Annotated in this window: 25 protein-coding genes; 4 read left to right on the top strand and 21 right to left on the bottom strand. The window is 64.4% G+C overall.

Translation table 11 applies throughout. The features are described 5' to 3' along the window. Window positions 1-485 precede the first annotated feature (485 nt). Window positions 486-1,268, bottom strand: coding sequence for a peroxide stress protein YaaA (gene yaaA, locus BUB20358_RS19755; protein ID WP_006763859.1), 783 nt, complete (start codon window positions 1,266-1,268; stop codon window positions 486-488). A gap of 57 nt (window positions 1,269-1,325) precedes the next feature. Here yaaA and BUB20358_RS19750 point away from each other — a divergent pair, with 57 nt between their 5' ends. Together BUB20358_RS19750 and BUB20358_RS19745 are read left to right on the top strand one after the other, a co-directional pair. Continuing rightward, window positions 1,326-1,814: a putative toxin-antitoxin system toxin component, PIN family gene (locus BUB20358_RS19750; protein WP_006763858.1), complete on the top strand. Its 489-nt coding sequence runs from the start codon at window positions 1,326-1,328 to the stop codon at window positions 1,812-1,814. A 31-nt stretch (window positions 1,815-1,845) separates the two neighbouring features. Further along, window positions 1,846-3,018, top strand: coding sequence for a pyridoxal phosphate-dependent aminotransferase (locus tag BUB20358_RS19745; protein ID WP_006763857.1), 1,173 nt, complete (start codon window positions 1,846-1,848; stop codon window positions 3,016-3,018). Between the two features lie 32 nt (window positions 3,019-3,050). Here the strand turns inward: BUB20358_RS19745 and BUB20358_RS19740 are convergent, their stop codons facing one another. Further along, window positions 3,051-3,707 (bottom strand): glutathione S-transferase family protein, encoded by a 657-nt coding sequence (locus BUB20358_RS19740; RefSeq protein WP_006763856.1) that lies wholly within the window; start codon window positions 3,705-3,707, stop codon window positions 3,051-3,053. A 194-nt stretch (window positions 3,708-3,901) separates the two neighbouring features. On the opposite strand from BUB20358_RS19740, the gene BUB20358_RS19735 reads away from it, so the two are divergent. Continuing rightward, window positions 3,902-4,693, top strand: coding sequence for an oxepin-CoA hydrolase, alternative type (locus BUB20358_RS19735; RefSeq protein ID WP_035972045.1), 792 nt, complete (start codon window positions 3,902-3,904; stop codon window positions 4,691-4,693). Between the two features lie 219 nt (window positions 4,694-4,912). After that, window positions 4,913-5,605: a glutathione binding-like protein gene (locus BUB20358_RS19730; protein ID WP_006763854.1), complete on the top strand. Its 693-nt coding sequence runs from the start codon at window positions 4,913-4,915 to the stop codon at window positions 5,603-5,605. A gap of 47 nt (window positions 5,606-5,652) precedes the next feature. Here BUB20358_RS19730 and BUB20358_RS19725 read toward each other — a convergent pair whose 3' ends face one another. From BUB20358_RS19725 to BUB20358_RS19635, 19 genes are all read right to left on the bottom strand, one after another. Further along, entirely contained in the window at window positions 5,653-6,129 is a 477-nt protein-coding gene (locus BUB20358_RS19725; protein ID WP_006763853.1) for a MaoC family dehydratase, read from the bottom strand. After that, window positions 6,126-6,587 carry a MaoC family dehydratase gene (locus BUB20358_RS19720; RefSeq protein WP_006763852.1) on the bottom strand — a complete coding sequence of 154 codons (462 nt, stop codon included), beginning with the start codon at window positions 6,585-6,587 and terminating at the stop codon, window positions 6,126-6,128. Before BUB20358_RS19720 ends, BUB20358_RS19725 begins: the two co-directional genes overlap by 4 nt. A gap of 34 nt (window positions 6,588-6,621) precedes the next feature. Next, a complete protein-coding gene (locus BUB20358_RS19715; protein ID WP_006763851.1) occupies window positions 6,622-7,755 on the bottom strand; it encodes an acyl-CoA dehydrogenase family protein in 1,134 nt (377 codons plus the stop codon). Between the two features lie 260 nt (window positions 7,756-8,015). After that, window positions 8,016-9,212 carry an acyl-CoA dehydrogenase family protein gene (locus tag BUB20358_RS19710; RefSeq protein ID WP_006763850.1) on the bottom strand — a complete coding sequence of 399 codons (1,197 nt, stop codon included), beginning with the start codon at window positions 9,210-9,212 and terminating at the stop codon, window positions 8,016-8,018. 251 nt (window positions 9,213-9,463) lie between these two features. After that, window positions 9,464-9,886, bottom strand: a complete 423-nt coding sequence (locus BUB20358_RS19705; protein WP_006763849.1) for a DUF1178 family protein — start codon at window positions 9,884-9,886, stop codon at window positions 9,464-9,466. Window positions 9,887-10,020: 134 nt separating this feature from the next. Then, on the bottom strand, window positions 10,021-10,611 hold the full coding sequence (locus BUB20358_RS19700) for an NUDIX domain-containing protein (RefSeq protein ID WP_006763847.1): 591 nt from the start codon (window positions 10,609-10,611) through the stop codon (window positions 10,021-10,023). Window positions 10,612-10,653: 42 nt separating this feature from the next. Further along, on the bottom strand, window positions 10,654-10,950 hold the full coding sequence (locus BUB20358_RS19695) for a DUF2818 family protein (RefSeq protein WP_035972044.1): 297 nt from the start codon (window positions 10,948-10,950) through the stop codon (window positions 10,654-10,656). 2 nt (window positions 10,951-10,952) lie between these two features. Further along, complete coding sequence (nuoN, locus tag BUB20358_RS19690; protein WP_174484796.1) at window positions 10,953-12,407, bottom strand: NADH-quinone oxidoreductase subunit NuoN; 1,455 nt, start codon at window positions 12,405-12,407, stop codon at window positions 10,953-10,955. A gap of 36 nt (window positions 12,408-12,443) precedes the next feature. Next, window positions 12,444-13,934, bottom strand: coding sequence for an NADH-quinone oxidoreductase subunit M (locus BUB20358_RS19685; RefSeq protein WP_006763844.1), 1,491 nt, complete (start codon window positions 13,932-13,934; stop codon window positions 12,444-12,446). Between the two features lie 16 nt (window positions 13,935-13,950). Then, window positions 13,951-15,999: an NADH-quinone oxidoreductase subunit L gene (nuoL, locus tag BUB20358_RS19680; RefSeq protein WP_006763843.1), complete on the bottom strand. Its 2,049-nt coding sequence runs from the start codon at window positions 15,997-15,999 to the stop codon at window positions 13,951-13,953. A gap of 17 nt (window positions 16,000-16,016) precedes the next feature. Continuing rightward, complete coding sequence (nuoK, locus tag BUB20358_RS19675) at window positions 16,017-16,322, bottom strand: NADH-quinone oxidoreductase subunit NuoK (protein ID WP_004185739.1); 306 nt, start codon at window positions 16,320-16,322, stop codon at window positions 16,017-16,019. Between the two features lie 18 nt (window positions 16,323-16,340). Beyond that, on the bottom strand, window positions 16,341-16,991 hold the full coding sequence (locus tag BUB20358_RS19670) for an NADH-quinone oxidoreductase subunit J (RefSeq protein ID WP_006763842.1): 651 nt from the start codon (window positions 16,989-16,991) through the stop codon (window positions 16,341-16,343). Window positions 16,992-17,110: 119 nt separating this feature from the next. Further along, the gene (gene nuoI, locus BUB20358_RS19665; protein ID WP_006478270.1) at window positions 17,111-17,599 is read right to left on the bottom strand and encodes an NADH-quinone oxidoreductase subunit NuoI; all 489 of its coding nucleotides are present in this window, start codon (window positions 17,597-17,599) and stop codon (window positions 17,111-17,113) included. Window positions 17,600-17,611: 12 nt separating this feature from the next. Further along, window positions 17,612-18,679, bottom strand: coding sequence for an NADH-quinone oxidoreductase subunit NuoH (gene nuoH / locus BUB20358_RS19660; RefSeq protein WP_006763841.1), 1,068 nt, complete (start codon window positions 18,677-18,679; stop codon window positions 17,612-17,614). After that, window positions 18,680-21,010: an NADH-quinone oxidoreductase subunit NuoG gene (nuoG, locus tag BUB20358_RS19655; RefSeq protein WP_006763840.1), complete on the bottom strand. Its 2,331-nt coding sequence runs from the start codon at window positions 21,008-21,010 to the stop codon at window positions 18,680-18,682. A gap of 82 nt (window positions 21,011-21,092) precedes the next feature. After that, window positions 21,093-22,403, bottom strand: a complete 1,311-nt coding sequence (gene nuoF, locus BUB20358_RS19650) for an NADH-quinone oxidoreductase subunit NuoF (protein ID WP_006763839.1) — start codon at window positions 22,401-22,403, stop codon at window positions 21,093-21,095. Then, entirely contained in the window at window positions 22,400-22,885 is a 486-nt protein-coding gene (nuoE, locus tag BUB20358_RS19645) for an NADH-quinone oxidoreductase subunit NuoE (protein WP_006398802.1), read from the bottom strand. The genes nuoF and nuoE overlap by 4 nt, the downstream gene beginning before the upstream one ends. Window positions 22,886-23,052: 167 nt before the next feature. Further along, a complete protein-coding gene (locus tag BUB20358_RS19640; RefSeq protein ID WP_006763838.1) occupies window positions 23,053-24,306 on the bottom strand; it encodes an NADH-quinone oxidoreductase subunit D in 1,254 nt (417 codons plus the stop codon). A gap of 9 nt (window positions 24,307-24,315) precedes the next feature. Further along, complete coding sequence (locus BUB20358_RS19635) at window positions 24,316-24,918, bottom strand: NADH-quinone oxidoreductase subunit C (protein WP_006763837.1); 603 nt, start codon at window positions 24,916-24,918, stop codon at window positions 24,316-24,318. Between the last annotated feature and the right edge of the window lie 3 nt (window positions 24,919-24,921).

Here is a 24,921-nt window from a genome sequence, read left to right as displayed (position 1 = left end):
CCCATGCAACGCGGTCGACCGGAGTTAGCGCTTCAGCGCTTACTTCGGTCCCATGCAACGCGGTCGACCGGAGTTAGCGCTTCAGCGCTTACTTCGGTCCCATGCAACGCGGTCGACCGGAGTTAGTGCTTCAGCACTTACTCCGGTCCCATACAAAACAGTCGACCGGAGCTGGCGCTTCAGCCCCTACTCCGGTCCCATGCAAAGCTGTCAACCACAACTAGTACTTCGGCACTTACCCGGTCCGACCCAGAACCATCAACCCGAGGCCTCAAGCCGAAACACCTTCCCCGCCCCCATACCAAGCTGTCGACCGAACTTCATGCCGCGAGCACTACCTCCGCCGCACACCGTCCCATCGCCCGAAGCCGGTACCTCAACGCTTTCTTTACGCCGTCACGCAGAACCAAAACCGTCGACGAGAAACCGCCCGTCTCCGCTCCGATCTCACGCACGCACCATCCGCGCCATCCCCACCAGCGCGATCACTCCCCAACGCGCCGACGAAACACGTAAGTCGAATCGTTCGACGCCTCCGCGTCGAACGCATAGCCTTCCACCGCGAAATCCGTCAACGCCGCCGGTTCGGCGATACGGTTCTCGACGATATAACGCGTCATCAGCCCGCGCGCACGCTTCGCATGGAAGCTGATGATCTTGTAGCGGCCACCTTTCCAGTCCTCGAACACCGGCGTGATGACCGGCGCAGCCAGCAATTTCGGCTTGACCGATTTGAAGTACTCGTTCGATGCGCAATTGATCAGCACGCGCGACGCGCCGCTGCGCGTCTCGAGCTGCTCGTTCAGCGCGCGCGTGATGCGGTCGCCCCAGAACGCGTACAGATCCTTGCCGCGCGCATTCGCGAAACGCGTGCCCATCTCGAGCCGGTACGGCTGAAGCAGGTCGAGCGGGCGCAGCAGTCCGTACAGGCCCGACAGCACACGCACGTGCTGCTGCGCGTAGTCGAGATCGGCAGCCGACAGCGATTTCGCGTCGAATCCTTCATAGACGTCGCCGTTGAACGCGAGCACAGCCTGCTTCGCGTTGGCGGGCGTAAACGTCGGCGACCACTCCGCGTAACGCTGGAAGTTCAGGCGCGCGAGCGGATCGGAGATGTCCATCAGCGCGGCGATGTCCTGCGGCGACAGTTTGCGCAGGCCGTCGATCAATTCCGACGCGTCGTCGACGAACGCAGGCGTCGTGTAAGACCGGACGTGGGCGGGCGTATCGTAGTCGAGGGATTTGGCGGGAGAGAGAACGATTATCATAGAGGCTCGCTGGCACGCCGTGCCTTGCGGTCAGACGAAAACCACCGATTGTAACGAATGAGCCGCTCCCTCGCCCCGCACCGCGTCGTGCTGGATTCGAACGTCTGGATCGACATCCTCGTATTCGACGACCCCGCCACGCGTCCGATCCGCGCCGCGCTCGAATGCGGCACGCTCGCGGCGGTGATCGACGCTCGTTGCCTGACCGAACTCGACTACGTGCTCGACTACCCGCAGTTCCGCGCACGCGCGGTCGACAAGGCTGCCGCGCTCGCGACCGTCGCGCGCCTCGCACGTCTGGTCGAACTGCCGCCCGCGGACGCCGACGCGCCGCCGTTGCCGAAGTGCAAGGATCGCGACGATCAGAAGTTCCTCGAGCTCGCACGCGCTGCCCGAGCAGAATGGCTCGTGTCGAAGGACCGCGCGCTGCTGAAGCTCGCGAAACGCACCGCGCGCGACTTCGGCTTCCGGATCGCGCAGCCCGCAGCGTTCGCCGACGCATGCGCGCTCGTCGTCGCGTCGGCAGCCGCCGTCGCGCCGGCCTGACCCGCCGCATCCACCGTTTTCGCCCGTATCGATGAACGCTCCTTCCGACATGCCCACGACTCCCGCTTTCCCCTCGCGCCTGCCGAACGTCGGCACGACGATCTTCACGGTCATGAGCGCGCTCGCCGCCGAGAAAGGCGCGGTCAACCTCGGCCAGGGTTTTCCGGACTTCGACTGCGATCCGCGCATCGTCGACGCGGTGGCGGCCGCGATGCGCGGCGGCCACAACCAGTATCCGCCGATGGCCGGCGTCGCGCCGCTGCGCGACGCGATCGCCGACAAGATCGCGCAGGTCTACGGCCGGCGCTACGATCCGGCAACGGAAATCACGGTCACGGCCGGCGCGACGCAGGCGCTGCTGACCGCGATCCTGTGCGCGGTGCATCCGGGCGACGAAGTCGTCGTCATCGAGCCGACCTACGACAGCTACCTGCCGTCGATCGAACTTGCCGGCGGCAAGCCTGTGTTCGTCACGCTCGACGCGCCCGACTATGCGATTCCGTTCGATCGTCTCGCCGCGGCGATCACGCCGAAAACGCGAATGATCCTGATCAACACGCCGCACAATCCGACCGGCACCGTATGGCGCGCAGCCGACATGCGCAAGCTCGAGGAGATCGTGCGCGGCACCGACGTGCTGATTCTGTCCGACGAGGTCTACGAGCACATGGTGTACGACGGTGCGCGCCACGAGAGCGTCGCACGGTATCCGGAGCTCGCGGCGCGCAGCTTCATCGTGTCGAGCTTCGGCAAGACGTATCACGTGACGGGATGGAAGGTCGGCTACGTCGCCGCGCCTGCCGCGCTGACCGCCGAGTTCCGCAAGGTTCATCAGTTCAACGTGTTCACCGTCAACACGCCGATGCAGCTCGGCCTCGCCGACTACCTGCGCGACCCGGCGCCGTACCTGACGCTCGCCGACTTCTATCAGAAGAAGCGCGACTTCTTCCGCGCCGGACTCGAACGCACGCGCTTCAGGCTGCTGCCATGCACGGGCACGTACTTCCAGTGCGTCGACTATTCGGCGATCAGCGACCTGCCGGAGGCGGAATTCTCGAAATGGCTCACGTCCGAGATTGGCGTGGCCGCCATTCCGGTGTCGGCGTTCTATCACGAGCCGCACGAATCGGGCGTCGTGCGTTTCTGCTTCGCGAAGCAGGAAAGCACGCTCGCGTCCGCGCTCGAAAGGCTCGCGCGCCTGTGATGCGCGCACGGGCGGCCGCGTGCCGCCGTCGCCTACGAGCGCACGCCGCCGGACGCTTCGATGTAGGCCTTGCGATCGGCCGCGACGCGCTGAGCGGCCGGGCGCTCGCCGATCTTCTTCGCGTGCGCTTTCCAGTCGATGCCGGCGTCGAGCAGGAAGTCTCGGCCGAATATCGCGTTCGTCGCCATCCCGATCACCGGCAGATGAACCGACGCGGCGATGTCGGCCACGCTGAACGACTCGCCTGACACGTACGGCGAGAATTGCGTCATCCGCTTGAACGCGTCGATCGAGCGCAGCAGACGCTTCTCGACATGCGCCTTCGTGCCGTCGCCGACCTTGCCGCCGAAGAACGCTTCCGCGTAGAGCTCGCGCGCCGTCCATTCGAGATACAGTTCGAGCGTCTGGATCAGCTCGCGCACTTTCGCGGCGGCGAACGGCGCACGCGGAAAAATGGCTTTGTCGGGATAGCGTGCCGCCAGATATTCGACGATCACCTGCGACTCGAACAGCGCACCCTCTTCGGTCTTCAGGAACGGAATCTTGCCGAGCGGCGAAGCGGCAAGCAGCGCCGGATCGCTGACCGGCAAACCGCACGCCGACTCCTCGAACGGGATATCGTGCTCGAGCAGCACGAACTTCACCTTGTTGTAATAGTTCGACAGCGGAATACCGCACAGCTGTAGCATCGAAAGCTCCTTCGTCGCCGGAAGCGCGGCCTCGGCGACGCGAGCCGCGTCGGAAGCGTCGCGCCGAAAAGTACGCGCGTGCTAGTCTAAGGCAGTTTCGCGTCCGTCACGACGACATTACATCCGCTATCACGGCGGCATCGCGCATGCATGCGCGATGCCGAGGTAGCGAATCCCGATGGAGACACACTCGCATGAGCGCTGAACTGCTGGCGTCGCGTCCTCCCGAGAGCGAATCGACGCTCGTTCTCACGCTGTCCAATCCCGGCGCGCGCAATGCGCTGCATCCCGACATGTATGCGGCCGGCGTCGAAGCGCTTGCCACTGCGGAGCGCGATCCGGCGATTCGCGCGGTCGTGCTCACGGGCGCCGATCGCTTTTTCTGCGCGGGCGGCAACCTGAACCGGCTGCTCGACAACCGCTCGAAAGATCCGTCCTACCAGGCGGACAGCATCGACCAGCTCGGCGCGTGGGTCACGGCGATCCGCGCGTCGACGAAGCCCGTGATCGCGGCAGTCGAAGGCGCGGCGGCCGGCGCGGGCTTCTCGCTCGCGCTCGCGTGCGATCTGATCGTCGCCGCGCACGACGCGAAATTCGTGATGTCTTACGCACGCGTCGGCCTCACGCCGGACGGCGGCGGCTCGTGGTTCCTCGCTCGCGCGCTGCCGCGCGCACTCGCAGCCGAGATCCTGTTCGAAGGCAAACCGATCGCAGCCGAACGTCTGCACGCATTGGGCGTCGTGAACCGACTCGCCGTGCCGGGTGCCGCGCTGACCGACGCGCTCGCGTGGGCCGATGCGCTCGCCGGCATCTCGCCGAATGCGCTGACGCGCATCAAGTCGCTGCTCGACGAGGCAATCGCGCAGCCGCTCGACCCGCATCTCGGCACCGAGCGCGATCATTTTGTCGCGTCGCTCCACCATGCGGATGGCCTCGAAGGCATCCGCGCGTTTCTCGAGAAACGCCAGCCGCGCTACAAGCGCTGATTCGCCGGCAGCGCGTCTTTCGAGCCGCGGCAGCACGCGCGGGAATTCGCGCGACCGACGTTCGTCCGGCTGTACATCCAGAGCACTCGCGCTGCCGGAACCGGCGCGAGTCGGCACGTTGCGGCCGTCTGCAGCGCATTGCGATCCATGCTGTAATGACCGCCTGTCGCGGCGCCCCGACGGCGCCGCTATCGTGCGCACGCAATGAAGGAGTTGACGATGATCGACGTCTACAGCTGGGCGACCCCGAACGGCCACAAAGTCCACATCATGCTCGAGGAAACCGGCCTCGCGTATCGTGTACATCCGGTCGATATCGGTGCAGGCGACCAGTTCAAGCCCGAATTCCTGAAGATCAGCCCGAACAACAAGATCCCGGCGATCGTCGATTCCGACGGTCCGGGCGGCCAGCCGATCTCGCTGTTCGAATCGGGCGCGATCCTGATCTACCTCGCGGAAAAGACCGGCAAGTTCCTGCCGAGCGATCCGGCCGCCCGCTATGCGACGCTCGAGTGGCTGATGTTCCAGATGGGCGGCGTCGGCCCGATGCTCGGGCAGGCGCATCACTTCCGGCTGTACGCGCCGCAGAAGATCGAGTACGCGGTCGACCGCTACACGAACGAAGCGAAGCGCCTGTACAACGTGATGGAAAAACGCCTGCGCGAATCCGAGTATCTGGCGGGCAGCGAATATACGATCGCGGACATCGCGACGTTCCCGTGGACGCGCTCGTGGCAAAACCAGGGCGTCGTGCTCGACGAATTGCCGAACGTGAAGCGCTGGCACGACGCGATCGCCGCGCGGCCGGCCGTGCAGCGCGGCGTCGAGGTGCTGGCGTCGCTGCGCAAGGCGCTGCAGGACGACAAGGCGCGCGAAGTGCTGTTCGGCGCCACGCAATACGCGAAGCGCTGAACGGCGTGCGCAGTGCGAGGCGGCGTCGCAGCGCGCCGCCTCGCAGTTCAGAAATAATGCAGCGTGATGAATTCCGCCGCACAAACGAGCAGCGGGACATCGGGCCGCTCGGCCTGCATCGACACCGACCACGTCACCTGCACACCGCCCTGCGCGGCGTCGGCGGTTTCCTTCACCGCAAACAGCGCACGTACGCGCGCGCCGACCGGCACCGGCTTCAGGAACCGCACGCGGTTCAGCCCGTAGTTCACACCCATCCGCTGCTCGAAGCGCATCGCGTTCGTCATCAGCGCGGGAATCAGCGACAACGTGAGGAACCCGTGCGCGATCGGTCCACCGAACGGCGATTCGCGTCGCGCACGTTCGGGATCGACGTGGATCCATTGATGGTCGCCGGTCGCGTCGGCAAAGCCGTCGACGCGGCGCTGGTCGATCTCGACCCAGCCGCTCGCCAGCGCCGGCTGACCGACCCGCTCGTGCAGCGCCTGCGCCGACGCGATTAGCGGCAACGTCACGTCGGTCATTCGCGCCCGCCTTCGGGATTGCGCAAACCGAAGATCACCTTCGAGCGCACGGTGATCACCGTCTCGCCGCTGCCGTTGACGCCGATCCATTCGGTCGACACGATGCCGCGATCCGGCTTGCTCGCCGACACGCGCTTGTCGAGGATCTTCTGATACATCGTGATCGTATCGCCGGCGCGCACCGGCTTGAGCCAGCGGATCTCGTCGATGCCGGGCGAGCCCATGCTCGTCGAGTCGGTGCCGAGCTTCTTGACGAGCAGCCCCATGAATACCGAGCACGTATGCCAGCCGCTCGCGACGAGGCCGCCGAACGGCGATGCCTTGCCCGCCGCCTCGTCGACATGAAACGGCTGCGGATCGTAACGTTGCGCGAATGCCTTGATGTCGTCCGCCTCGAACGTATAGCGGCCTATCTCCGTCGTGTCGCCGACGATCAAATCTTCGTAACTGATACCCACTGTGGTCTCCTTGTGTCGCGTATGCGCGCGGACGTCATGCCGCGGCGGCTTGCGCGAAATCGGGCAGCGCCGCGATTCGCGCGAGATGATGGTCCGTATCGCCGAGCGTCGTCTCGATGATCGACAGCCGCTTGAACAGATGCGCGGCGGCGACCTCGTTGGTCACACCCATCCCGCCGTGCAGCTGAATCGCCTGCTGGCCGACGAAGCGGGCCGCGATCCCGACGCGGGCCTTCGCGGCCGATACTGCCTTGCGCCGCGCATCGGCGTCGCCGCTCGCGTAGCGCACCGCGGCCAGATAGGTCAGCGAGCGCGCCTGCTCCGCATGAATCAGCATGTCGACCATCCGGTGCTGCAGCGCCTGGAAACGCGCGATCGGTACGCCGAACTGCTCGCGCGTCTTCGTGTATTCGACGGTCGCGCGGTTCAATTCGTCGAGCGCGCCGATCGCTTCCGCACAGAGCAGGAACGTCGCGTAATCGCCGATCTGTTCGAGCGCGGCCGCGTCGCGGGCGCCGCCCGTCAGCCGTCGCGCAGACGTTCCGTCGAATTCGATCGTCGCCGCACGTTGGCCGTCGATCGTACGATAGTCCACCACTTTCGCCGCCGGTGCGTCGCGTTCGACGACGAAAAGGCCGATACCGCCGCCGTCGACCCGCGCCGGGACGATCCATGCGTGCGCTTGCGCGCCGTGCTGAACGATCGACTTGGTGCCCGACAGCCGGTACGCGCCGCCCTGCTCGTGCGCACGTGTCGCGATTTCGAACACGTCGTAGCGCGCGTGCGGCTCGTGGAATGCGACGGAGAGACGCTTGTGTCCGTGCGCGACTGCTTCCAGCAGTGCGGCATCGTCGCCCGCGCCGGAACCGGCGACGCGTAGCGCTTCGATGCCTACGGCCGTCGCCCAGTACGGCTCGACCACGAGCGCGCGGCCGAGCTCTTGCATTGCGATCAGCATGTCGACCGGACCGCCGCCGAAACCGCCGTGTGCGTCGGGCACGGGCAGCGCCGTGAGGCCCAGTTCGGCGAACGCGTTCCATTGCGTGTCCGACACACCGGCGTCGCTGCGCACGATCGTCTGCCGCGCGTCGAAGCCGTACTGCTCGCCGAGGTAACGGCGCAGCGCGTCGGCGAACTGCTGCTGCTCGTCGCTAAAACTGAAATCCATCGTTGTCTCCTGTCGGCCCGAGTTAGCGCTTTAGCGCTTACTCGGGCCCCATGCAAAGCTGTCGGCCCGAGTTAGCGCTTTAGCGCTTACTCGGGCCCCATGCAAAGCTGTCGGCCCGAGTTGGCGCTTTAGCGCTTACTCGGGTCCCATGCAAAGCTGTCGGTCCGAGTTGGCGCTTCGGCGCTTACTCCGGTCCCATGCAAAGCGATCGGCCTGAATCGCCATTTGCGAGCGCCGCCCGATCCGTGCAAATCGCCAGCTCACAGCCCGAGAATCATCTGCGCGATGATGTTCTTCTGAATTTCGTTCGAACCGCCGTAGATCGACGTCTTCCGGTAATTGAAGTAATACGCGGCGAGCGGTGCTGCGTCGTCGTCGCCCGCGATGCTGTGTTCGCGCTCGCCGTCGAGGAACGGGACGTCGAACGGCGCAGCAAGCGGGCCGATCGCTTCGAACATCAACTCGGTGAGCGCCTGCTGAACTTCGGTGCCCTTGATCTTCAGCATCGATGCCTCCGGTCCCGGCCCCTTGCCGCTCGTCTCGCGGCTGACCACGCGCAGCACCGTCACCTCGAGCGCCATCAGTTCGACTTCGAGCGCCGCAACTTTTGCGGCGAACACCGGATCGGCGAGCAGCGGCTTGCCGTTCTTGCGCTGATTCGACGCGACGCGCTTGAGGAACGCGAGTTCGCGCTTCGACGCGCCGACGCGTGCGATGCCGGTACGCTCGTGGCCGAGCAGGTATTTCGCGTAAGTCCAGCCGCGGTTTTCGTCGCCGACGAGATTCTCGACCGGCACCTTCACGTCTTCGAAGAACACCTCGTTGACCTCGTGATCCTCGTCGAGCGTGATGATCGGGCGCACGGTGATGCCCGGCGTCTTCATGTCGATCAGCAGGAACGAGATGCCCTCCTGCTTCTTCGCGACCGGATCGGTGCGCACGAGACAGAACATCATGTCTGCGTACTGTCCGAGCGTCGTCCAGGTTTTCTGGCCGTTGACGACGTAATGATCGCCGTGACGCTCCGCGCGAGTGCGCAGCGACGCGAGGTCGGATCCGGAGCCCGGCTCCGAGTAGCCTTGGCACCACCAGTCGGATCCATCGAGAATGCGCGGCAAATAGCGGCGCTTTTGCGCTTCACTGCCGTACTTCATCAGCACGGGCGCGACCATCGACACGCCGAACGGCAGCACGGTCGGCGCGCCGATGCGTGCGCACTCTTCTTCCCAGATATGCTGCTGCGTCGCGTTCCAGCCCGGCCCGCCGTATTCGGTCGGCCATGCGGGCGCCGACCAGCCGCGCTGGCCGAGGATGCGGTGCCAGCTTGCGTAGTCTTCGCGGTCGAGTCGTTTGTGATCGAGGACTTTGGCGCGCAGTGTGCGAGGCAGGTTGGCCTCGAGCCAAGCGCGGATGTCGGCGCGGAATGCGTCGTCGGCGGGGGAATAATCCAGATCCATGCGCAGCGTCTCCTGTCGACCGGAGTTGGCGCTTTAGCGCCTTACTCCGGTCCCATGCTTCGCGGTCGACCGGAGTTGCCGCTTTAGCGCCTTACTCCGACCCCATGCTTCGCGATCGATCGGAGTTGCCGCTTCAGCGGCCGCTCCGATCCCATGCTTGGCTGTCGACCCGAGTTGACGCTTTAGCGCTTACCCGGGCCCACGCAAGGCTCGCCACGACCATCCGGCCGGGCGACGAGACACCGCGTACGTTATTGCAGCGGTTCTTTCAGCGCGGCTGGAATCGGCAGCGGCATCACGTCGATGCCCTCTTCGACCAAGGCTTGCGCATCTTCCGGCGTCGTGACGCCACGAATGCTGCGCGCGGGCGCTTCGTTGTAGTGAATGCGCCGCGCTTCCTCGGCGAAGCGCTCGCCCACGTTCTCGGTCTTCTGCAGCACCTCGCGCAGCGCACGCATCACCTGCGCCTGCAGCGCACGCGGATCGGCCGCTTGCGCCTGCGTGGCACCCGACAAGTTCAGGCGCGGCGCTGACGGCATACGGCTGACCTCGGTCGTTCCGCACACCGGACATTCGACCAGCTTGCGGGACAACTGCGCTTCGAATTCATCGGCAGAAGCGAACCAGCCTTCGAACCGATGACCGTGCGGACACTGTAAATCGAGGACCTTCATGCTGAATCAGGGCTGTGACGAGTGTAGCGCAAAAAGCGGTTTTGTGAACGATCGTGCTAATCCCGATCGCGCGACGCGCCAGCGTCGCGTCACCGGATTGTAACGCGGCGTCCTGCGGGCCGCTGACGCGGCGTTCAGGGCGTCAGCACCGGGCCGAGCGGCCACGCGCCCGACGTCACGCGCTCGAGCCACATCGTGCCGATGATCGTCTTTACGTCGCTGATTTGGCCGGTGCGCACCCATTCGAGCAGGTCGGGCAGCGTCGCCGTGAAGGTTTCGAGGAATTCGCCTTCGTCGAGCTTGCGCTCGCCGGCCGTGAGCCCACGCGCGAGATACAGGTCGATGAACTCGGTCGAGTAGGAAATGATCGGGTGGATGCGCGTCAGGAACACGTACTCGCGCGCCGTGTAGCCCGTTTCTTCGCGCAGTTCGCGCACCGCGCACGCGAGCGCGCCTTCGTTCGGGTCGAGCTTGCCGGCCGGGAATTCGGCCATCACCTTGCCGATCGGATAGCGGTACTGGCTTTCCATCAGCACACGGCCGTCGTCGAACAGCGGGATCACCATCACCGCGCCCGGGTGCTGCACGTATTCGCGCGTCGCGGTCTTGCCGTCCGGCAAGCGCACGGTGTCGCGCTTGAGCTTGAGGAATGCGCCGTCGAAGATTGCTTCGCTTTCGACACAGGTTTCGGTCAGCGCGGCGTCGTGATTGGGTAGTTCGGCCATCGGGCGGCTCCGTGAATGAGCGCGACGGCCGGAAAGGGCCGGTCAGCGCCGTTTGACGAGATACTGGAACGTGAAGCCGGGAAACGCGAACACGACGAAGAGACTGAACGTGATCGCGTAAAACTGCCAGCCTTGTTCGAAGCGGTTGCCGGCGCGCGACTCGAGCCAGAAGCCGAGCGCGCCGACCACGAAATACAGCACGATCAGCTCGCCGATCCGCACCCACGCGCTCTTCTTCGTCGCGCCGACCGGCACGACGGCGAAGAGGCGTTGGTTCAGGAACGGCAGGTTGGCGCACACGAGCGCCAACAGCACGATAAACCAGCCGGCCGCCGACATTATTACAGCGGCAGCGTGTGACGGATCGCCTGCAGGCACGCCGTCAGCAGCGGGCTCGGGACGAGGCCGAGCACGACGACCGCAAGGCCGTTCAGCACGAGGATCGTGCGCTTGCAGAAGTCGCCGGCGATCGGCGTCGTGTCCTGCGGCGCATCGAAGTAGATCAGCTTGACGATGCGCAGGTAGTAGAACGCACCGAACAGCGACGTGACGACGGCCAGCACCGCGAGCCACGTGAGACCCGCATTGACGGTCGCCTCGAGCACCGCGAGCTTCGCGTAGAAGCCGACAGTCGGCGGGATGCCGGCCAGCGAGAACATCATGACCATCATCACGAACGCGAACACCGGGCTGCGCTTGTTGAGGCCCTTGAAGTCGTCGATCGTTTCCGCTTCGAAGTCGCGGCGTGCGAGCAGCATCACCACGCCGAACGCGCCGAGCGTCGTGATCAGGTAGACGATCGCGTAGAACATCGCCGAGCTGTATGCGTTCGCCGGTGCCGCCGCGTCGCCCTTCACGATGCCCGCGAGCAGGCCGAGCAGCACGAAGCCCATGTTCGAGATCGCCGAGTAAGCGAGCATCCGCTTGATGTTGCGCTGGACGATACCGGTGATGTTGCCGACGATCAGCGACAGCGCGGCGAGGATCACGAGCGCGGTCTGCCAGTTCTGCGCGAGCGGCAGCAGGCCCATCACGAGGAACCGCATGCCCCACGCGAACGCGGCAACCTTCGGACCGCCGCCGACGAACAGCGTCATCGCGGTCGGTGCGCCCTGGTAGACGTCCGGCACCCACATGTGGAACGGCACGGCGCCGAGCTTGAACGCGATACCGGCAACGATGAAGATCACGCCGAACATCAGCACGGCCGCGTCGGTGTTGCCGCCGACCGCCTTGTACACCTCGCCGAGCTCGAGCGAACCGGTCGCGCCGTACAGCATCGAGATGCCGTACAGCACGAAGCCCGACGCGAGCGCGCCCAGCACGTAGTACTTCATCGCCGCTTCGCTCGACTGCGCGGCGTCGCGGCGCAGCGCGATGACCGCATACAGCGACAGCGACATCAACTCGAGACCGAGGTACAGCGTCAGGAAGTTGTTGCCCGACACCATCACGAGCTGGCCGAGCAGCGAGAACATGCCGAGCAGGAACACGTCGCCGCGGAACATGTCGCGGTCTTCGAGGTACTTGCGCGAATAGACGAGCGATACCGCGAAGCCGAACGATACGACCGCCTTCATCGTGCTCGCGAACGAGTCGACGACGACCATCCGCGAGAAGAAGTAATACTGCTGCGTATCGAGCGCCTGCACCGCAAACCACACGCCGGCCACGACCGACGATACCACCGCGATCAGATAGGTCAGGCGGCGGCCCGATGCACCGGTAAAGGTGTCGTTCAGCCATGCGACGACGATGGCGACCATCACCAGCGCGTCAGGCAACAGGACATTCATAGGAGCGTTCATGATCTTGAGTTCCTCCGCTCGCGATTACTGGGCCAGCGGCAGCTTCGACTGCGCGACATGGGAGAGGAGGTTTTCCACGGAAACGTGCATCACGTCGGTAAAAGGCTTCGGATACAGGCCCATCAGCAGCGTGAACGCGGCCAGCACGGCGAGCATCAGGAATTCGCGGCGGCCGATGTCCGTCAGCTTCGCGACGTGATCGTTCGCGACCGCGCCGAAGTACACGCGCTTGTACATCCACAGCGTGTACGCCGCGCCGAGGATCAGCGTGAACGCCGCGCCGAATGCGATCCAGAAGTTGTACTGGACGGCCGCCAGGATCACCATGAATTCGCCGACGAAACCGGACGTGCCCGGCAGCCCGCAGTTGGCCATCGAGAACAGCATCGCGAACGCCGCGAACTTCGGCATCACGTTCACGACGCCGCCGTAGTCGGCGATCTGGCGCGAGTGCACGCGGTCGTACAGCACGCCGATGCACAGGAACATCGCGCCCGACACGAAGCCGTGCGAGATCATCTGCACGATCGCGCCTTCGACGCCGAGCTGGTTGAAGATGAAGAAGCCGAGCGTGACGAAGCCCATGTGCGCGATCGATGAATACGCGACCAGCTTCTTCATGTCGGCCTGCACCATCGCGACGAGGCCGATGTAGATCACCGCGATCAGCGACAGCGTGATCACGACCGGCGCCAGGAAGTGGCTCGCGTCGGGCGTGATCGGCAGCGAGAAGCGCAGGAAGCCGTACGCGCCGAGCTTCAGCATGATCGCGGCCAGCACGACGGAGCCGCCCGTCGGCGCTTCGACGTGCGCGTCCGGCAGCCAGGTGTGCACCGGCCACATCGGCACCTTCACCGCGAATGCGAGGAAGAATGCGATGAACAGCAGGATCTGCGGCGTCATCGCGATCTTCGCGTTCTGCCACGTCGCGAGATCGAACGAATGCGTCTCCGTGTACAGGTAGATCAGCGCGACCAGCATCAGCAGCGAGCCGGCCAGCGTGTACAGGAAGAACTTGAATGCCGCGTACACGCGGTTCGGGCCGCCCCACACGCCGATGATGATGTACATCGGGATCAGCGTCGCTTCGAAGAACACGTAGAACAGCAGGCCGTCGGCCGCCGAAAACACGCCGATCATGATCCCGGACAGGATCAGGAACGCGGCGAGGTACTGCGCGACGTTCTCGGTGATCACTTCCCACGCGGCGATCACGACGATCACCGTGATCAGCGCGGTGAGCACGACGAACCACATCGAGATGCCGTCGACGCCGAGGTGATACGAGATGTCGAAGCGCTCGATCCACGTCGAATGCTCGACGAACTGCAGCGCGGCGGTGCTCGAGTCGAAGCCCGTGATCAGCGGGATCGTGACCGCGAGGCCGAGCAGCGAACCGATCAGCGCGACCCAGCGCGCCGCACCCGGATTTTTGTCGTTACCGACCGCGAGCACGAGGAGGCCGAAAACGATCGGCAGCCAGATCGCGGTACTGAGAATCGGAAAAGCGTGCATTAGTTGTCCCCCCGCCTTATTTGCCGCCGAGCGTTACAAACAGGGTCAGGAGCCCCAGCATGCCGATGATCATGGCGAACGCGTAGTGATAGATGTAACCGGATTGGAGGAAGCGGATCACGCTCGCGAACCAGCCGATGAACTTGGCGCTGCCGTTGACGAGGCCGTCGATCACCACGACGTCGCCCTCCTTCCACAGGCCGCGGCCGATCGCCACCGAGCCGCGGGCGAACACCACTTCGTTGATCTTGTCCATGTAGTACTTGTTGTCCAGCAGCGTGTAGATCGGACCGAACGCACGGCGGATCGACGCCGGCAGATCCGGACGCTTCAGATACAGGAACCATGCGACGACGACGCCGGCGAGCGCGAGCCACACCGGCAGGCCCGACACCGAGTGCAGGCCCATGCCGACCCAGCCGTGGAACTCCTCGGCCATCTCGGCGAGCGCCGGATGGTTTTCGCCGATGAAGATCACCTTGTCGAACGCGACACCGTGCTGGAAGAAGTCGCCGAACAGCATCGGACCGATCGCGATCGCACCGATGATCACCGACGGAATCGCGAGCAGCACGAGCGGCACCCACACGACCCACGGCGTTTCGTGCGGTTCGTGCGCGTGGTCGTCATGACCGTGGCCGTGATCGTCGTGACCGTGCGCGGCCGCCATGCCCATCGGCGATTCCGGATGCTTCGGCTGGCGGAAGCGCTCTTCGCCGTGGAACACCAGGAAGTACATGCGGAACGAGTACAGCGCCGTGACGAACACGCTCGCGACCACCGCGAAATATGCGAAGCCCGAACCCGGCAGGTGCGACAGCTTCACCGCGTCGATGATCGAGTCCTTCGAGTAGAAACCCGAGAAGAACGGCGTACCGATCAGCGCGAGCGAGCCGATCAGCGACGTGATCCACGTGATCGGCATGTACTTGCGCAGGCCGCCCATGTTGCGCATGTCCTGATCGTGGTGCATGCCGATGATCACGGAGCCTGCACCGAGGAACAGCAGCGCCTTGAAGAACGCGTGCGTCATCAGGTGGAACACGGCGACCGGATACGCGGACACGCCGAGCGCGACCGTCATGTAGCCGAGCTGCGACAGCGTCGAATAAGCGACGACGCGCTTGATGTCGTTCTGCACGATGCCGAGGAAGCCCATGAACAGCGCCGTGATCGCGCCGATCACCGTGATGAACGACAGCGCGGTGTCCGACAGCTCGAACAGCGGCGACATGCGCGACACCATGAAGATGCCGGCCGTCACCATCGTCGCCGCGTGAATCAGCGCGGAGATCGGCGTCGGGCCTTCCATCGAGTCGGGCAGCCACACGTGCAGCGGGAACTGCGCGGACTTGCCCATCGCGCCGATGAACAGGCAGATGCACGCGACCGTCAGCAGACCCCAGTCGGTGCCCGGGAAGTGCAGGCTCGCGAGTTCCGCACGCTTCGCGAACACTTCGCCGTAGTTCATCGAGCCCGCGAACGCGAGCAGCAGGCCGATGCCGAGCAGGAAGCCGAAGTCGCCGACGCGGTTCACAAGGAACGCCTTCATGTTCGCGTAGATCGCGCTCTCACGCGTGAAGTAGAAGCCGATCAGCAGGTACGACACCAGACCCACCGCTTCCCAGCCGAAGAACAGCTGCAGGAAGTTGTTGCTCATCACGAGCATCAGCATCGAGAACGTGAACAGCGAGATGTACGAGAAGAACCGCTGGTAGCCGTCCTCTTCCGACATGTAGCCGATCGTGTAGACGTGCACCATCAGCGACACGAACGTCACGACGACCATCATCATCGCGGTCAGCGAATCGACGAGGAAGCCGACCTCGAGCTTCAGCGAGCCGACGTTCATCCATTCGTAGACGGTCGCGTTGAAGCTCGCGCCGCCCATCACGTCGAGAAAGACTTTCGCCGACAGGAGGAACGCGATCAGTACGCCGAGAATCGTGATCCGGTGTGCGCCCTTGCGCCCGACTGCGTTCCCGAACAGCCCCGCAATCAGCGAGCCGGCCAGCGGAGCGAGCGGAATCGCCAGCAGCAGGTTTTCATTGAGTGTCGTTGACATAACAGCGTTGCCTGAAATTAACCTTTGAGCTGATCGAGATCCTCGACATTGATCGTGTCGAGCTTACGGAACAGGGTCACCAGAATCGCGAGACCGATCGCGGCTTCCGCTGCGGCGACGGTCAGCACGAAGAACACGAAGATCTGGCCGTGCACGTCGCCGAGGTAGTGCGAGAACGCGACGAAGTTGGTGTTCACCGCGAGCAGCATCAGCTCGATCGCCATCAGGATGATGATGATGTTGCGGCGGTTCAGGAAAATCCCGACGATCGCGATCGCGAACAGGATCGCGCCGAGCACGAGGTAGTGAGCAAGAGTCAACATGGTTTTCTTTTCCTCCGCTTAGCCGTTGGTGCTCGTACCGGCTTCGCTCTGCGCCGTTTCCGGCTGCGGCTTGTCCGCTTCCATCTTCACGAGGCGCACGCGGTCGTTGCGGCGCACCTTGACCTGCTCCGACACGCGCTGGCGCTTGCTGTCCTTGCCCTTCTGCGCGGTCAGCCCGATCGCGGCAATGATCGCGACCAGCAGCACGAGGCCGGCGATTTCGAACGCGAAGATGTAGTCGGTGTAGATCACCTTGCCGATCAGGCGCGTGTTCGACCAGCCTTCGGTCGCGGCCGACGTCATCGCGTGCACGGTGTGCGTGTCGCCGTAGCCGCGCCACAGGATCAGCGCGGTCTCGATTACGATGATCGCGCCGACGACCGTCGCCATCGGCACGAAGCGCTTGAAGTCGCGGCGCAGGTAATCGATGTTGATGTCGAGCATCATCACGACGAACAGGAACAGCACCATCACGGCGCCCACGTAGACCAGCACCAGCAGGATCGCGAGGAACTCCGCTTCCAGCAGCATCCAGATCGCGGCGGCGTTGAAGAACGCCAGCACAAGGAAAAGCGCAGACGCCACCGGGTTGCGCGAAGTGATCACCTTCAGCCCTGATACCACCAGGAGCAGCGCGAAGATGTAGAACAGTACGGTCGTGAATTCCATGATTACCGGTTCATCGTTAGGCCATAGTCAGGCGCGGCTTGCGGGACGCTGTCGCGTGCCGCACCCGTCGCGGCGGCTCGGCCCGTCGACGTCGCGTCGGGCCGGCACTGCAAACACAATCAACGATACGGCGCGTCGGCAGCCTTCGCCGCAGCGATGTCCTTCTCGTAGCGGTCGCCCACCGCGAGCAGCATTTCCTTCGTGAAATACAGGTCGCCGCGCTTTTCGCCGTGATATTCGAGGATCTGCGTCTCGACGATCGAATCGACCGGGCAGCTCTCTTCGCAGAAACCGCAGAAGATGCACTTCGTCAGGTCGATGTCGTAGCGCGTCGTGCGGCGCGTGTTGTCCGCGCGCGTTTCCGATTCGATCGTGATCGCGAGCGCGGGACACACGGCCTCGCACAGCTTGCATGCGATGCAGCGCTCTTCGCCGTTCTCGTAGCGGCGCAGCGCGTGCAGCCCGCGAAAGCGCGGCGAAATCGGCGTCTTCTCTTCCGGGAACTGGACGGTGAACTTGCGCTTGAACGTGTAACGGCCGGTCAGCGCGAGCCCCTTCAGCAGCTCGGTCAGGAAGAAGGTCTTAAAGAAGTGTTGGATTGCCGTCATGATTTCGTCCGATTACTTCACCCAGATGTTGAGCGGCGACATCATCCAGAAGCCGACCACGACCACCCAGATCACCGTGACGGGCAGGAACACCTTCCAGCCGAGGCGCATGATCTGGTCGTAACGGAAGCGCGGGAACGTCGCGCGCACCCAGATGAACACCGACAGCAGCGCGAATACCTTCAGCACCAGCCAGAAGATGCCCGGGATGAACGACAGGAATTCGAACGGCGCATCCCAGCCGCCGAGGAACAGCGTCGAAGCGAGCGCCGAGATCACGATCATGTTGATGTACTCGGCGAGGAAGAACAGCGCGAACGCCATGCCCGAGTAGTCGATCATGTGACCCGCGACGATCTCCGACTCGCCTTCCACCACGTCGAACGGGTGACGGTTCGTTTCGGCGATGCCCGAGATGAAGTACACGACGAACGCCGGCAGCAGCGGCAGCCAGTTCCACGACAGGAAGTTCACGCCGTGGCTCGCGAAGAAGCCGTGCTGCTGCGAGCCGACGATTTCCGACAGGTTCAGGCTGCCGGCCGTCATCAGCACGAGCACCAGCGCGAAGCCCATCGAGATTTCGTACGACACCATCTGCGCGGCGGCGCGCATCGCGCCGAGGAACGCGTACTTCGAGTTCGACGCCCAGCCGGCGAGAATCACCGCGTACACGCCGATCGACGAGATCGCCATCGCGTACAGCAGGCCCGCGTTCACGTTCGCGAGCACCGCTTCGGCCTGGAACGGGATCACCGCCCACACGGCGAACGCCGGCACGACGGTCATGATCGGCGCGATCAGGTACAGCCAGCGGCTGGCGGCGCTCGGCTGAATCACTTCCTTCAGCAGCAGCTTCAGCACGTCGGCGATCGGCTGCAGCAGGCCGGCCGGGCCGACGCGGTTCGGGCCGAGACGCACGTGCATCCAGCCGATCAGCTTGCGCTCCCACAGAATCAGGTACGCGACGCACAGCAGGATCACGACGGCGACGACGAGGATGCGCACGAGCGCCCACACCGTCGGCCACGCGACGCCGAGAAGCTGGGCTCCGCCCGCGTTGATCGTATCGAACAAGCTCATTTACGCCTTCTCCACCACCAGTTCACCGGACAGGCTGCCGAGCGCTGCGCCGGCAGGCGTCGCCGCCGACACGCGAACGACCGTCTCCGCAAGATTCGCGTCGCGCACGGCGGGCAACTGCACCGCACGCTCGCCCTGGCGCACGCGCACCGCGTCGCCTTCCTTCAAGCCCAGCTTGTCGAACAGCGCGGCCGGCAGGCCGACGGTGTTCGCCGCCTTCGCGGCGGCCGTCAGGTGCAGCGCACCGGCACGGCGCACGAGTGCGTCGGCGTGATAGATCGGCACGTCGGCGAGACGCTCGAAGCCGCCGTTCGCAGCGGACGCGGCGACGCGCGCCGGTGCGATCGACGTCCGGTTCGACAGACGGTCGGCGATGCCTGCATCGCCGAGAGCCGCGACACGCACCTCTTCGGCCGTCTCGTATTCGAAGTTCGGCAGGCCGAGCAGGCTGCCGAGCACACGCAGTACCTTCCATGCCGGACGCGTCTCGCCGAGCGGGCGCACGACGCCGTTGAAGCTCTGCACGGTGCCTTCCGCGTTCACGAACGTGCCGGACGTTTCCGTGAACGGCGCGACCGGCAGCAGCACGTCCGCGTAGTCGAGACCGTGCTTGAACGGCGACATCACGACGACCATTTCTGCCTGGTTCAGCGCGGCCAGTGCCTGCGCCGGATCGGCGGTGTCGAATTCCGGCTCGACGTTCAGCAGCACGTAGCCCTTGCGCGGCTGCGCGAACGCTTCGCGCGCGTTCAGCCCGCCGTCGCCCGGCAGCGCGCCGACGACGTGCGCGCCGACCGTGTTCGCCGCTTCGGTCAGGAAGCCGAGCGTTGCGCCGGTGTTGTCGGCGATCCACTGCGCGAGCGCATGCAGCTTCGCGAATTCCGGATGACGGACCGCGACGTTGCCGAGCAGCACCGCACGGCGCTCGCCGTTCGCGAGCGACTGAGCGACCGCTTGCGCGGCGGCCGATGCGGCAACGCCCGCCAGCGTGTCCGGCAGCGCGACGCCGCGCAGCTGCGCGACGGCCGCGGCGATGCCGGCCAGCTCGTCGAGCCACGCGGACGGCGCGGCGACGATGCGCTGCGCGGTCGGAATCAGCGAGTCGTCGCCCGTCGCGTTCAGGAAATGCACCTTCGCGCCGTTCTTCGCGGCCTGACGCAGGCGCGCGGCGAACAGCGGATGATCGCGGCGCAGGAACGAGCCGATCACGAACGCGGCGTTCACGTTCGACAGCTCGGCGATCGGCATCCCGAGCCACGGCGCGCCCTGGACCGGCGCCGAGAAATCCTGCTGGCGCAGACGGAAATCGACGTTCGGCGTCTTCAGCTCGTGCGCGAGCTGCTTCACGAGGAACAGTTCTTCAGCGGTGCTGTGCGCGCTCGCGAGCATTGCCAGCGCATTCGCGCCGTGGTCGGCCGCGATGCCCTTGAGCCCCTTCGCGACGTATTCGAGCGCCGTCTGCCAGTCGGTTTCGATCCATTGGCCGCCTTGCTTGAGCATCGGCTTCGTCAGACGCTCTTCGCTGTTCAGGCCTTCGTACGAGAAACGATCCTTGTCCGAGATCCAGCATTCGTTGATCGCTTCGTTCTCGAACGGCAGCACGCGCATCACGCGGTTGTTCTTCACCTGCACGACGAGATTCGCGCCGACGGAGTCGTGCGGGCTCACCGACTTGCGGCGCGACAGCTCCCACGTCCGTGCGCTGTAGCGGAACGGCTTGCTGGTCAGCGCGCCGACCGGGCACAGGTCGATCATGTTGCCCGACAGCTCGGAGTCGACCGTCTTGCCGACGAACGTCGTGATTTCGGAATGCTCGCCGCGGCCCAGCATGCCGAGCTCCATCACGCCGGCGATTTCCTGGCCGAAGCGGACGCAGCGCGTGCAGTGGATGCAGCGCGACATCTCTTCCATCGAGATCAGCGGGCCGACGTTCTTGTGGAACACCACGCGCTTTTCTTCCGAGTAGCGCGACGACGACTTGCCGTAGCCGACCGCCAGATCCTGCAGCTGGCATTCGCCGCCCTGATCGCAGATCGGACAGTCGAGCGGGTGGTTGATGAGGAGGAATTCCATCACCGACTGCTGCGCCTTCACGGCCTTGTCGGACTGCGTGCGGACGATCATGCCGGCCGACACGGGCGTCGCGCACGCGGGCACGGCCTTCGGCATCTTCTCGACTTCGACGAGACACATCCGGCAATTGGCCGCAACCGACAGTTTCTTGTGATAGCAGAAGTGAGGAATGTACGTGTCCGCCTTGTGCGCAGCCTGGATCACCATGCTGCCTTCGGGCACCTCGACCTTCTTGCCGTCTATTTCAAGTTCAACCATGATGGTGAATGGTCCTTAACCTATTTCCGCCCGTTCGCGCGTTCGCCCGACCGTGCGCTCAAATTCCGCAACCGGTTTCGCTTCAGGCCGCCGCCGCGTGCGCGTGACCGCCGACCATGCAGTGCTTGTGCTCGACGTGGTACGCGAATTCGTCCCAGTAGTGCTTCAGCATCCCGCGCACCGGCATCGCCGCCGCATCGCCGAGCGCGCAGATCGTGCGGCCCATGATGTTCTCGGCGACCGAATTCAGCAGGTCCAGATCTTCCTGACGGCCTTCGCCGTGCTCGATACGGTTCACGACGCGATACAGCCAGCCGGTGCCTTCACGGCACGGCGTGCACTGGCCGCACGACTCCTCGTAGTAGAAGTACGACAGACGCAGCAGCGAACGGACCATGCAGCGCGTCTCGTCCATCACGATCACCGCGCCCGAACCGAGCATCGAGCCGACCTTCGCGATCGAGTCGTAGTCCATGTCGGTCTGCATCATCACGTCGCCCGGCACGACCGGCGCGGACGAGCCGCCCGGAATCACCGCCTTGATCTTCTTGCCGCCGCGCATCCCGCCGGCCAGCTCCATCAGCGTCGCGAACGGCGTGCCGAGCGGCACTTCATAGTTGCCCGGACGCTCGACGTCGCCCGACACCGAGAAGATCTTCGTGCCGCCGTTGTTCGGCTTGCCGATTTCGAGGTAATTCTGCGGACCGACGGCGAGCAGGAACGGCACCGCCGCGAACGTCTCGGTGTTGTTGATCGTGGTCGGCTTGCCGTACACGCCGAAGCTCGCCGGAAACGGCGGCTTGAAGCGCGGCTGACCCTTCTTGCCTTCGAGCGACTCGAGCAGCGCCGTCTCCTCGCCGCAGATGTACGCGCCGTAACCGTGATGCGCGTGCAGTTGGAACGAGAATTCCGAGCCCATGATGTTGTCGCCGAGGAATCCGGCCGCGCGCGCCTCGTCGAGCGCCGCCTCGAAGCGTCGATACACTTCGAAGATCTCGCCGTGGATGTAGTTGTAGCCGACGGTGATGCCCATCGCGTACGCGCCGATGGCCATCCCTTCGATCAGCGCGTGCGGATTCCAGCGCAGGATGTCGCGATCCTTGAACGTGCCCGGCTCGCCTTCGTCCGAGTTGCAGACGAGATATTTCTGCCCCGGGAACTGACGCGGCATGAAGCTCCACTTCAGGCCGGTCGGAAAGCCCGCACCGCCGCGGCCGCGCAGACCCGACGCCTTCACGTCGGCGATCACCTGCTCGGGCGGAATCTTTTCTTCGAGAATGCGGCGCAGCTGCTTGTAGCCGCCGCGCGCAACGTAATCTTCGAGATGCCAGTTCTCGCCGTTCAGACCAGCGAGGATCAGCGGTTTGATGTGACGGTCGTGAAGGGACGTCATTTCGAAAGCTCCTCAAGCAGCTGGTCGATCTTCTCGCGGCTCATGAAGCTGCACATTTTGTGGTTGTTCACCAGCAGCACCGGCGCGTCGCCGCACGCACCGAAGCACTCGCCTTCCTTCAGCGTGAACTTGCCGTCCGGCGTGGTCTCGCCGAAGTCGATGCCGAGCTTCTGTTTCAGATAGTCGGCCGTCGCTTCCGCGCCGCCGTGCGGACCGAGCTGGCACGGCAGGTTCGTGCAGAGCGTGATCTTGTGCTTGCCGACCGGCTTCAGCTCGTACATCGTGTAGAACGTCGCGACTTCCTGCACGGCGACGGCCGGCATGCCGAGATAGTCCGCGACGAACTGCATCAGTTCGGGCGACAGCCAGCCGTGCTCTTCCTGAGCGACGGCCAACGCCGACATCACGGCGGACTGTTTCTGATCGGCGGGATACTTCGTCAACGCTCGATCGATTTCCTTCAGGCCTTCAGCTGAGATCATTTTCAGACACGACTCTTTCAATTCCTACCGAACGAACAACCTGCCGCACGGCGTGCGTGGACGGCAGACCTGGCGCTCACTGTTGACAGCTTGCGAAGCCGCGCCGGTTCAGCGCGCATCGCGTGTGACTGACTGCTCGCTGTCCGCTTGCGCGGACAGCGCAACCATTAGCGATCGATTTCGCCGAACACGATGTCCTGCGTACCGATGATCGTGACGGCATCCGCGATCATGTGACCGCGCGCCATTTCGTCGAGCGACGCCAGATGCGCGAAGCCCGGTGCGCGAATCTTGAGGCGATACGGCTTGTTCGCGCCGTCCGACACCAGATAGATGCCGAATTCGCCCTTCGGATGCTCGACTGCCGCGTAAGCCTCGCCTTCCGGCACGTGAAAACCTTCGGTGAAGAGCTTGAAGTGGTGAATCAAGTCTTCCATGTTGGTCTTCATGCCGACGCGCGACGGCGGCGCAACCTTGTGATTGTCCGTCATCACGGGGCCCGGATTCTTGCGAAGCCACTCAATGCACTGTTTCGCGATGCGGACCGACTGGCGCATTTCTTCGACGCGCACCAGATAGCGGTCGTAGCAATCGCCGTTCACGCCGACCGGCACGTCGAACTCCATCCGGTCGTACACTTCGTACGGCTGCTTCTTGCGCAGGTCCCACGCGATGCCCGAGCCGCGCAGCATCGGACCGGTCAGGCCCATCTGCAGCGCACGCTCCGGGCTGACGACGCCGATCCCGACCAGACGCTGCTTCCAGATCCGGTTGTCGGTGAGCAGCGTTTCGTATTCGTCGACGCACTTCGGGAAGCGCGTGAAGAAATCGTCGATGAAATCGAGCACCGAGCCGCTGCGCGCTTCGTTCATCTTCGCGAGCGCCTTCTCGTTGCGGATTTTCGACGCCTTGTATTGCGGCATCGCGTCCGGCAGGTCGCGATAGACGCCGCCCGGACGGTAGTACGCCGCGTGCATCCGCGCACCGGACACCGCTTCGTACACGTCCATCAGATCTTCGCGCTCGCGGAACGCATACAGGAAGACGGCCATCGCGCCGACGTCGAGCGCGTGCGCGCCGATCCACATCAGGTGGTTCAGCACGCGCGTGATCTCGTCGAACAGCACGCGGATGTACTTCGCGCGTTCCGGCACTTCGATGCCGAGCAGCTTTTCGATCGCGAGCACGTAGCCGTGCTCGTTGACCATCATCGACACGTAGTCGAGACGGTCCATGTACGGCACTGACTGGATGAAGGTCTTGTTTTCCGCGAGCTTTTCGGTCGCGCGGTGCAGCAGGCCGATGTGCGGATCGGCGCGCTGGATGACTTCGCCGTCGAGCTCGAGCACGAGGCGCAGCACGCCGTGCGCTGCCGGGTGCTGCGGGCCGAAGTTGAGCGTGTAGTTCTTGATTTCTGCCATGACGCCCTCTTAATGTTTCAGACCGCCATAGCGATCCTCGCGGATCACGCGCGGCGTGATTTCGCGCGGCTCGATCGTCACCGGCTGGTAGACGACCCGCTTCTCTTCCGGGTCGTAACGCATTTCGACGTAGCCGGACACCGGGAAGTCCTTGCGGAACGGATGGCCGATGAAACCGTAGTCGGTGAGGATGCGGCGCAGATCGGGGTGACCTTCGAACACGAGGCCGTACAGGTCGAACGCTTCGCGCTCGTACCAGTTCGCGGACGACCACACGTCGACGAGCGATGCAACGATCGGCAGATCGTCGTCCGGTGCAAACACGCGCAGGCGCAGGCGCCAGTTGTTCGTGATCGACAGCAGATGCGTGACGGCCGCGAAGCGCGGGCCGTCGTAGGCGCCGTCGCCGTAAGTCTGATAGTCGACGCCGCACAGATCGATCAGCTGTTCGAAGCGCAGCTTCGGATCGTCGCGCAGCGTCTTTGCGACGTCGAGGTAATCGCTCGCCTTCACGACGAGCGTCAGTTCACCGATCGCTTCGGTGAGGCTCACCACGCGCGCGCCGAGCGCGGCTTCGAGGTTGGCCTTCAGGGTCTCGATTTTGCTTGCCATATT

The sequence above is a fragment of the Burkholderia dolosa genome (assembly GCF_902499135.1).
GTDB lineage: Bacteria > Pseudomonadota > Gammaproteobacteria > Burkholderiales > Burkholderiaceae > Burkholderia > Burkholderia dolosa.
Note: the sequence above shows the minus strand (reverse complement) of the source record. Positions and strands in the feature narration are given on the sequence as shown.

What these genes read in the sequence shown, in the direction of transcription:
- yaaA (WP_006763859.1), bottom strand. Translation starts at nt 1,268, where the DNA reads ATGATAATCGTTCTCTCTCCCGCCAAATCCCTCGACTACGATACGCCC.
- BUB20358_RS19750 (WP_006763858.1), top strand. Translation starts at nt 1,326, where the DNA reads ATGAGCCGCTCCCTCGCCCCGCACCGCGTCGTGCTGGATTCGAACGTC.
- BUB20358_RS19745 (WP_006763857.1), top strand. Translation starts at nt 1,846, where the DNA reads ATGAACGCTCCTTCCGACATGCCCACGACTCCCGCTTTCCCCTCGCGC.
- BUB20358_RS19740 (WP_006763856.1), bottom strand. Translation starts at nt 3,707, where the DNA reads ATGCTACAGCTGTGCGGTATTCCGCTGTCGAACTATTACAACAAGGTG.
- BUB20358_RS19735 (WP_035972045.1), top strand. Translation starts at nt 3,902, where the DNA reads ATGAGCGCTGAACTGCTGGCGTCGCGTCCTCCCGAGAGCGAATCGACG.
- BUB20358_RS19730 (WP_006763854.1), top strand. Translation starts at nt 4,913, where the DNA reads ATGATCGACGTCTACAGCTGGGCGACCCCGAACGGCCACAAAGTCCAC.
- BUB20358_RS19725 (WP_006763853.1), bottom strand. Translation starts at nt 6,129, where the DNA reads ATGACCGACGTGACGTTGCCGCTAATCGCGTCGGCGCAGGCGCTGCAC.
- BUB20358_RS19715 (WP_006763851.1), bottom strand. Translation starts at nt 7,755, where the DNA reads ATGGATTTCAGTTTTAGCGACGAGCAGCAGCAGTTCGCCGACGCGCTG.
- BUB20358_RS19710 (WP_006763850.1), bottom strand. Translation starts at nt 9,212, where the DNA reads ATGGATCTGGATTATTCCCCCGCCGACGACGCATTCCGCGCCGACATC.
- BUB20358_RS19705 (WP_006763849.1), bottom strand. Translation starts at nt 9,886, where the DNA reads ATGAAGGTCCTCGATTTACAGTGTCCGCACGGTCATCGGTTCGAAGGC.
- BUB20358_RS19700 (WP_006763847.1), bottom strand. Translation starts at nt 10,611, where the DNA reads ATGGCCGAACTACCCAATCACGACGCCGCGCTGACCGAAACCTGTGTC.
- BUB20358_RS19695 (WP_035972044.1), bottom strand. Translation starts at nt 10,950, where the DNA reads ATGTCGGCGGCCGGCTGGTTTATCGTGCTGTTGGCGCTCGTGTGCGCC.
- nuoN (WP_174484796.1), bottom strand. Translation starts at nt 12,407, where the DNA reads ATGAATGTCCTGTTGCCTGACGCGCTGGTGATGGTCGCCATCGTCGTC.
- BUB20358_RS19685 (WP_006763844.1), bottom strand. Translation starts at nt 13,934, where the DNA reads ATGCACGCTTTTCCGATTCTCAGTACCGCGATCTGGCTGCCGATCGTT.
- nuoL (WP_006763843.1), bottom strand. Translation starts at nt 15,999, where the DNA reads ATGTCAACGACACTCAATGAAAACCTGCTGCTGGCGATTCCGCTCGCT.
- nuoK (WP_004185739.1), bottom strand. Translation starts at nt 16,322, where the DNA reads ATGTTGACTCTTGCTCACTACCTCGTGCTCGGCGCGATCCTGTTCGCG.
- BUB20358_RS19670 (WP_006763842.1), bottom strand. Translation starts at nt 16,991, where the DNA reads ATGGAATTCACGACCGTACTGTTCTACATCTTCGCGCTGCTCCTGGTG.
- nuoI (WP_006478270.1), bottom strand. Translation starts at nt 17,599, where the DNA reads ATGACGGCAATCCAACACTTCTTTAAGACCTTCTTCCTGACCGAGCTG.
- nuoH (WP_006763841.1), bottom strand. Translation starts at nt 18,679, where the DNA reads ATGAGCTTGTTCGATACGATCAACGCGGGCGGAGCCCAGCTTCTCGGC.
- nuoG (WP_006763840.1), bottom strand. Translation starts at nt 21,010, where the DNA reads ATGGTTGAACTTGAAATAGACGGCAAGAAGGTCGAGGTGCCCGAAGGC.
- nuoF (WP_006763839.1), bottom strand. Translation starts at nt 22,403, where the DNA reads ATGACGTCCCTTCACGACCGTCACATCAAACCGCTGATCCTCGCTGGT.
- nuoE (WP_006398802.1), bottom strand. Translation starts at nt 22,885, where the DNA reads ATGATCTCAGCTGAAGGCCTGAAGGAAATCGATCGAGCGTTGACGAAG.
- BUB20358_RS19640 (WP_006763838.1), bottom strand. Translation starts at nt 24,306, where the DNA reads ATGGCAGAAATCAAGAACTACACGCTCAACTTCGGCCCGCAGCACCCG.
- BUB20358_RS19635 (WP_006763837.1), bottom strand. Translation starts at nt 24,918, where the DNA reads ATGGCAAGCAAAATCGAGACCCTGAAGGCCAACCTCGAAGCCGCGCTC.